The organism is Achromobacter sp. (assembly GCF_057314935.1).
The window spans coordinates 58,186-65,110 of record NZ_DBHKZA010000033.1; the positions used below are offsets into that span (position 1 = coordinate 58,186).

At 65.0% G+C, this 6,925-nt stretch carries 5 protein-coding genes; 4 read left to right on the forward strand and 1 reads right to left on the reverse strand.

The features are described from left to right. Positions 1 to 110: 110 nt before the first annotated feature. Positions 111 to 2,555 carry a TonB-dependent siderophore receptor gene (locus ACO6D5_RS14350; RefSeq protein ID WP_485825755.1) on the forward strand — a complete coding sequence of 815 codons (2,445 nt, stop codon included), beginning with the start codon at positions 111 to 113 and terminating at the stop codon, positions 2,553 to 2,555. 3 nt (positions 2,556 to 2,558) lie between these two features. Here the strand turns inward: ACO6D5_RS14350 and ACO6D5_RS14355 are convergent, their stop codons facing one another. Then, entirely contained in the window at positions 2,559 to 3,515 is a 957-nt protein-coding gene (locus ACO6D5_RS14355) for an aldo/keto reductase (RefSeq protein WP_485825756.1), read from the reverse strand. 296 nt (positions 3,516 to 3,811) lie between these two features. On the opposite strand from ACO6D5_RS14355, the gene ACO6D5_RS14360 reads away from it, so the two are divergent. The 3 genes from ACO6D5_RS14360 to ACO6D5_RS14370 form a co-directional block, all read left to right on the forward strand. Continuing rightward, positions 3,812 to 4,783: an ABC transporter substrate-binding protein gene (locus ACO6D5_RS14360; RefSeq protein ID WP_485825757.1), complete on the forward strand. Its 972-nt coding sequence runs from the start codon at positions 3,812 to 3,814 to the stop codon at positions 4,781 to 4,783. A 391-nt stretch (positions 4,784 to 5,174) separates the two neighbouring features. Next, positions 5,175 to 6,062 (forward strand): ABC transporter permease subunit, encoded by an 888-nt coding sequence (locus ACO6D5_RS14365; protein ID WP_315846313.1) that lies wholly within the window; start codon positions 5,175 to 5,177, stop codon positions 6,060 to 6,062. Positions 6,063 to 6,206: 144 nt separating this feature from the next. Further along, a partial coding sequence (locus tag ACO6D5_RS14370) for an ABC transporter ATP-binding protein (RefSeq protein WP_485825758.1) occupies positions 6,207 to 6,925 on the forward strand: 719 nt, incomplete at its 3' end.

The following is a 6,925-nucleotide window of genomic DNA, read 5'->3' on the forward strand; positions in this document are numbered from 1 at the left end:
TTGGCCCGCGAGGGTAAGCGCAAAGAATTTTGCGCGCCACGCTGTCACTTTTGCATTCTCGATTGGCATACGGGTGAAGCAACACATTACTTCGCCTGGAACCCAACGAAATGTCTCTGCCCTTTTTCCCTTCCCATCCCGCCGCGCCGGCGGGTCTGCGCGTCAAGGCGTTCGCCGCGCTGGTGCTGGCCGCGATGGCCGGCGCCGCGTTGTCGCCCGCGCCGGCCCAGGCCCAACCCTCGGGCGCCGCGGCCGCGGCCCGCCACAGCGTGAACGTGCCCGCGGGCGCGCTGGGTGCGGCGCTGTCCAGCTTTGCCCAGCAGACGCAGGTGCTGCTGTCTTTCGACCCCGCGCTGGCCGAGGGCATGGAGACTGCCGGCCTGCAGGGCGGCTATGGCGTGGACCAGGGCTTTGCCGCCCTGCTGGCCGGCACCGGGCTTGAGGCGGTGCGCCGGGCGGATGGCGATTACCTCGTGCAGCGCGTGGATGGCCAGCAGGCGACCCAGCTGGCGCCGGTGGTGGTGCTGGGGGCGGGCGCCACGACCGAAGGCACCGGTTTGTACACCGCCGACTGGATGCGTTCGGCCAACGGCCTGGTGCTGTCGCAGCGCGAGACGCCGCAATCGACCAGCGTGCTGACCCGCCAGCAGATGGACGATCGGTCCATCACGTCGGTGCGCGATGTCATGGAAAACGCCACCGGCATGAACGTGCAGCAGGCGGAGTCCGAGCGGCTGAGCTATTACTCGCGCGGCTTTTCCATGGATACCTTCCAGTTCGACGGCGTGGTCAAGCCGTTGAACGGCATCTACCAATTCGGCGACGGCAACCTGGACCCGGTCATCTACGACCATGTGGAGATCATCCGCGGCGCGACCGGCTTGATGAGCGGCACCGGCAACCCCGGCGGATCGGTGAACTTCATCCGCAAGCGCCCCACGCGCGAATTCCAGGGAGACATCAAGCTGTCGGCCGGCACCGAAGACACCTATCGCGGCGAAGTGGACCTGTCCACGCCGTTCAATGAATCCGGTTCGGTGCGCGGGCGCATCGTCGGCGCCAAGGAACGGCGCGGCGACACCATGGACCTCTACAAGAAAAAGCGCGATGTGCTCTACGGCATCATCGAGGCGGACGTGGCTGACGCCACCACGATCAGCGTCGGCGGCTCGGTGCAGCGCACACGTCCCAGCGGCATCAGCTGGGGCGGCTTGCCGGCGCTGGACGCCAACGGCAAGCCGATCGACTGGCCCAAGGGGCAGGCCATGGGTGCCAAATGGTCGCGCTGGGACACGGATTCGCACGAGTACTTCGCCCAGATCGACCACGGCTTCGCCAACGGCTGGAACGCGCGCCTGTCCTACACGCGCCTGGAAAACAAGTTCGACGCGCCGCTGCTGTTCACGTCCGACGTGCCGGTAACCATCGACGGCTTCTCGACGCCGCCGCTGCTGCGCAAGTTCGTGGGCGGCAGCGACCAGGACGTGGTCGGAGGCTCCATGGACGGCGACTTCAACGCTTTCGGCCGGCGCCACCAGTTCAACCTGGGCTTTTCGCATTCGGTCATCAAGGCGTGGAACCAAAGCTGGGACACGTCCGATCAGGCGACCTATCCGATTCCCGACGTCAAGAACTGGACGGGCGACTGGCCCGCGCCGAACTGGGACATCCTGGCGCTGTCGCAGACCAACCGCAACGAGCAGACGGGCGTCTACGGCACGCTGCGCCTGGGCTTAACCGACCGCCTGCACCTGTTGACCGGTGCGCGCTGGACGCGTTGGGAATCCACGGAGACAAGCTGGGGCGTGACGGGCTATTCCCACACGTATTCCGAGGTCACGCCGTATGTGGGCGTGACCTATGACCTGAACGACACCTACACCGCCTACGCCAGCTATACCAACATCTTCCAGCCGCAGATGGTGAAGACGCAGACGTGGGACATGGCGGGGCCGGCGTATGGCCACAACTACGAAGCGGGCCTGAAAGCATCGTACCTGGACGGCCGCCTGAACGCGTCCGTGGCGGTGTTCCAGACCGACCAGAAGGACGTCGCCGAGTACGGCGGCTACGACTATGCCCACGACGACGGCTGGTACTACATCCTTGACGGGACCCGCACGCGCGGCTTCGAGGCCGAGGTGGCCGGCGAGGTGATGCCGGGCTGGAATATCTTCCTGGGCTATACGTACCGCCAGTCCAAGGACAACACCGGCAAGAAGGTGCAGACCACCCAGCCCGAACAGCTGTTGAAGCTGAGCACGGCGTACCGCTTGCCGGGCGCTTGGAACAAGCTGACGGTGGGCGGCGGCGTGCGGTGGCAGAGCCAGACCAGCGCGCAGACCTATTACGGCCTGCAATCCGGCTCGATCGTGCAGAAGCCCTATGCGCTGTTCGACGTCATGGCGCAGTACAACTTCTCGGACAAGACGCAGCTGCAACTGAACGTGCGCAACCTGGCCGACAAGAAGTACTACCGTTCCATGGGCTTTTACAACTCGGTCTTCTATGGCGAAGGCCGTGCCGCGCTGGTCACGCTGACCCAGCGCTTCTGATGCCTAGCGCCACTCGCTGGCCTGGCTGAGCTTGGCCAGCTGGTCATGCGTCAGCGTCAGGCTGGCGGCCTTGACCAGTTCGTCCAGCTGGGCGATCGAGGTGGCGCTGACAATGGGCGAGGTAATGCCGGGCTGCGCGATCTGCCAGGCCAGCGCGGCCTGCGCGGGCGTGCAGCCGGCGTCCTCGGAAACCTCGTCCAGCGCCTTCAGGATGCGCAGCCCCCGGTCGTTCAGGTACGTGTCGACAATCTTCTGACCGCGTGCGCTTTTGCCCACGTCGGCCGCGCTGCGGTACTTGCCGCTAAGAAAGCCGCTGGCGAGCGCGTAGTAGTTGATGGTGCCCATCTGCTGGGTTTTCACCAGGCTCTGCAGGCCGGATTCGAAGGGTTCGCGGCTGTACAGGTTGTATTCGGGCTGGATGCTTTCATAGCGCGGCAGGTCGTGCCGTTCCGCCGTGATCAGCGCTTCGGACAAGCGCACGGCCGTGTAGTTCGAGGCCCCGATGGCGCGCACCTTGCCGGATTCGATGTGCTTGGCGTATTCCGCCAGCGTGTCGGTCAGCGGGGTGTCGGGATCGTCTTTGTGGGATTGGTACAGGTCCACATGGTCAGTCTGCAGGCGGGCCAGCGACGCATCCAGCGAACGGCGGATGTAGGCGGGCGCCAGGCCGCGGGCGTCGGGCCCCATCTCCATGCCGACCTTGGTGGCGATCAACACGCGGTCGCGTTTGCCGGAGCGCTTGAGCCATTTTCCGATCAGTGTTTCGGATTCGCCGCCCTGGTTGCCCGGGACCCAGCGCGAATAGACGTCGGCGGTGTCGATGAAGTTCAGGCCCGCGTCGACTAGGGCGTCCAGCAGCGAGTATGTGCCGGCTTCGTCGACGGTCCAGCCGAAGACGTTGCCGCCAAAGGTGAGCGGGGGGATTTGCAGGCCGGAACGGCCTAGAGCGCGTTTGATCATGGTGTGGGCCTTTGGATGCGGCGGCGGCTTGCCGGGAAGGGGCGGCCGCGCCGGTTTAGTATATTGGCGCCGCGTGCCCCGGCGTGGGGCATCCGGGTTGCGGCATGCACCATTTCAGGGATTCCCCCCAAGTTATTTTGCGTGGCGGCAAGTTAGACTATACGGCTTTATGGCTGGCCAAACAGGCGGGAAGCCGCCGATGCGGCCATAACCACAAAAACCTTCCATAAAAACCCCCCACGAAACCCCCACGACAACCCCCAACGAACAACGATCAAGGGTTCAAGGAGCTTAGTATGCTGATCGGAAAAAAACATTTTCTGACGGTTGGCGCCATGGCGCTGGCGATGGCTATCGCCGCGCCTGTGGCCGCGCAGCAGAAGTCGGTGGCGATCACCGCCATCGTCGAGCACCCGGCGCTGGACGCCGTGCGCGACGGCGTGCAAGACGCGCTCAAGCAAGCCGGCTATGAAGCGGGCAAGAACCTGAAGTGGCAGTACCAGAGCGCGCAGGGCAACAACGGCACCGCCGCGCAGATCGCCCGCAAGTTCGTGGGCGACAAGCCCGACGCCATCGTCGCGATCGCCACGCCGTCGGCCCAAGCCGTCGTGGCCGCCACGAAGGACGTGCCGGTGGTGTTTTCCGCCGTGACCGACCCGGTCGCCGCCCAGCTGGTTACCAGCATGGACGCCTCGGGCACGAACGTGACTGGCGTGTCGGACCTGCTGGCGCTGGACAAGCAGGTTGACCTCATCAAGAAGATCGTCCCCAACGCCAAGCGCGTGGGCATGGTCTACAACCCGGGCGAAGCCAATTCGGTCGTGGTCGTGAAGAAGCTCCAGGAAATCCTGCCCAAGTACGGCATGAGCCTGGTCGAAGCCGCCGCCCCGCGTTCGGTCGACGTGGCTTCCGCCGCGCGCAGCCTGATCGGCAAGGTCGACGTCATCTATACCAACACCGACAACAACGTGGTGTCGGCCTACGAATCGCTGGTGAAGGTCGGCAACGACGCCAAGATCCCGCTGATCGCATCCGATACCGACAGCGTCAAGCGCGGCGGCATCGCCGCCCTGGGCATCAACTACCGCGACCTGGGCGTGCAGACGGGCAAGGTGGTCGTTCGCATCCTGAAGGGCGAAAAGCCCGGCGCGATCCCGTCGGAAACCATCTCGAAGCTTGAGCTGTACGTGAATCCGGGCGCTGCCGCCAAGCAAGGCGTGACCTTGTCGGACGCCATCATCAAGTCGGCCGCGGTGGTTGTGAAGTAAAGCGGTTCCGCGTGGACCCCGCCACGCCTATCCGGCGTGCGCGGGGTTTTTGTTAGGTTTTTTCGGTGTCTTGCCTTACCCCCAGGTCTTCAGGGCGGCAGCGTTCACAAGATGCTCGCGGCCCGGCGCAGTCTGCTGGTCTTGAATTGCCGGGTGCCCCGCCAACGCGGCGCGTGCCGCACCGGGCGTTTTTGCTCCCTGAACGGTCTTCTACGACTCCGCTTGCGGCATTGCCGACACGCGAGGAGACGCTTTGGCAGGAAACAAGCGAAAATGGCGGCCCGGGAAACGTTTATTGCGAAAGCTGGGGTAAAACTGACCCCCAAACGCAAGAAATCCGACGTTTCAAGTCTTTAATATGCACCTTCCTTACCCTGATTGGATTTGACCCATGTCATTGTTCTCGTTGTTAGGCGCGTTGGAGATCGGGCTGATCTTCAGCCTGGTGGCCTTGGGCGTGTTTATCTCCTTTCGCCTGCTGCGCTTCCCCGACCTGACCGTTGACGGCAGCTTCCCGCTGGGCGGCGCCGTCTGTGCCACGCTGATCGCGTCGGGCACCGATCCGTTTTCCGCCACCATCATCGCCACCTTCGCCGGCGCGGCCGCCGGGCTGGTCACGGGCTGGCTGAACGTGAAGCTCAAGATCATGGATCTGCTGGCCAGCATCCTGATGATGATCGCCCTGTACTCGGTCAACCTGCGCATCATGGGCAAGCCCAACGTGCCGCTGATCACCGAACCCACTGTCTTCACGATCCTGCAGCCGGGCTGGATTTCCGACTACGTCGCCCGCCCGCTGATCCTGATCGTGATCGTGATCCTGGCCAAGCTGGCGCTGGACTGGTTCTTCGCCACGCAGACCGGGCTGGCCGTTCGCGCCACCGGCTCCAACGGCCGCATGGCCCGCGCGCAGGGCGTCAACACCGGTCGCATGATCCTGGGCGGTATGGCGTTGTCGAACGCGCTGGTCGCCCTGGCCGGGGCGCTGTTCGCGCAGACCCAAGGCGGTTCGGACATCTCGATGGGCATCGGCACCATCGTGATCGGCCTGGCCGCGGTGATCGTCGGCGAAAGCATCCTGCCGTCGCGCAAACTGGTGCTGGCGACGCTTGCCGTCATCATCGGCGCCATCGTCTACCGCTTCTTCATCGCGCTGGCGCTGAACAGCGATTTCATCGGCCTGAAGGCGCAAGACCTGAACCTCGTCACCGCGGTGCTGGTCACGGTCGCCCTGGTCATCCCGATGCTCAAGCGCCGCCTGGTCGGCAAGAAAAGTTGATGCCCACCCCCGAAGCGCCCCTGGCGCTTCCCCCTCAAGGGGGCGCCGCTGGCGGACCGGCAAAGCCGGCTCCGCGGCGGCCCCGGTCTAGCTGCGCCAGCCTCGTGCGGCGCGGGTGCTGCGACTGCACAATGGAGTACTGAAATGTTGTCCGCTAAAGATCTCAAGATTACTTTCAACGCCGGCACGCCCATCGAGACCCGCGCCTTGCGCGGCATGTCGCTGGACATCCCGTCGGGCCAGTTCGTGACTGTCATCGGCTCCAACGGCGCCGGCAAGTCCACGTTCCTGAACGCCGTCTCAGGCGACCTGCCGGTCGATTCCGGCCGCATCGACATCAATGGCGTGGACGTCACGCGCCAGCCCGTCTGGGCGCGCGCCGGCCGTGTGGCCCGCGTGTTCCAGGACCCGATGGCCGGCACCTGCGAAGACCTGACCATCGAAGAAAACATGGCGTTGGCGCAAATGCGCGGCGCGCGGCGCGGCTACGGCCGTGCCGTCAAGGCATCGATGAAGGACGGTTTTCGCGAACGCCTGTCCACGTTGGGCCTGGGGCTGGAAAACCGCCTGACCGACCGCATCGGTCTCTTGTCGGGCGGCCAGCGCCAGGCGGTCAGCCTGCTGATGGCGGCCTTGCAGCCGTCGCGCATCCTGCTGCTGGATGAGCACACCGCGGCGCTGGATCCGCGCACGGCGGACTTCGTGCTGCAGTTGACGGCGCGTATCGTCGCCGAAAACCAGCTGACCACCATGATGGTCACCCACAGCATGCGCCAGGCGCTGGACGTGGGCGACCGCACGGTCATGCTGCATCAAGGCCAGGTGGTGCTGGACGTGTCCGGCGACGAGCGCCGCGGCATGGA

Coding starts and splice junctions, on each gene's coding strand:
- ACO6D5_RS14350 (WP_485825755.1), top strand. CDS start 111: ATGTCTCTGCCCTTTTTCCCTTCCCATCCCGCCGCGCCGGCGGGTCTG.
- ACO6D5_RS14355 (WP_485825756.1), bottom strand. CDS start 3,515: ATGATCAAACGCGCTCTAGGCCGTTCCGGCCTGCAAATCCCCCCGCTC.
- ACO6D5_RS14360 (WP_485825757.1), top strand. CDS start 3,812: ATGCTGATCGGAAAAAAACATTTTCTGACGGTTGGCGCCATGGCGCTG.
- ACO6D5_RS14365 (WP_315846313.1), top strand. CDS start 5,175: ATGTCATTGTTCTCGTTGTTAGGCGCGTTGGAGATCGGGCTGATCTTC.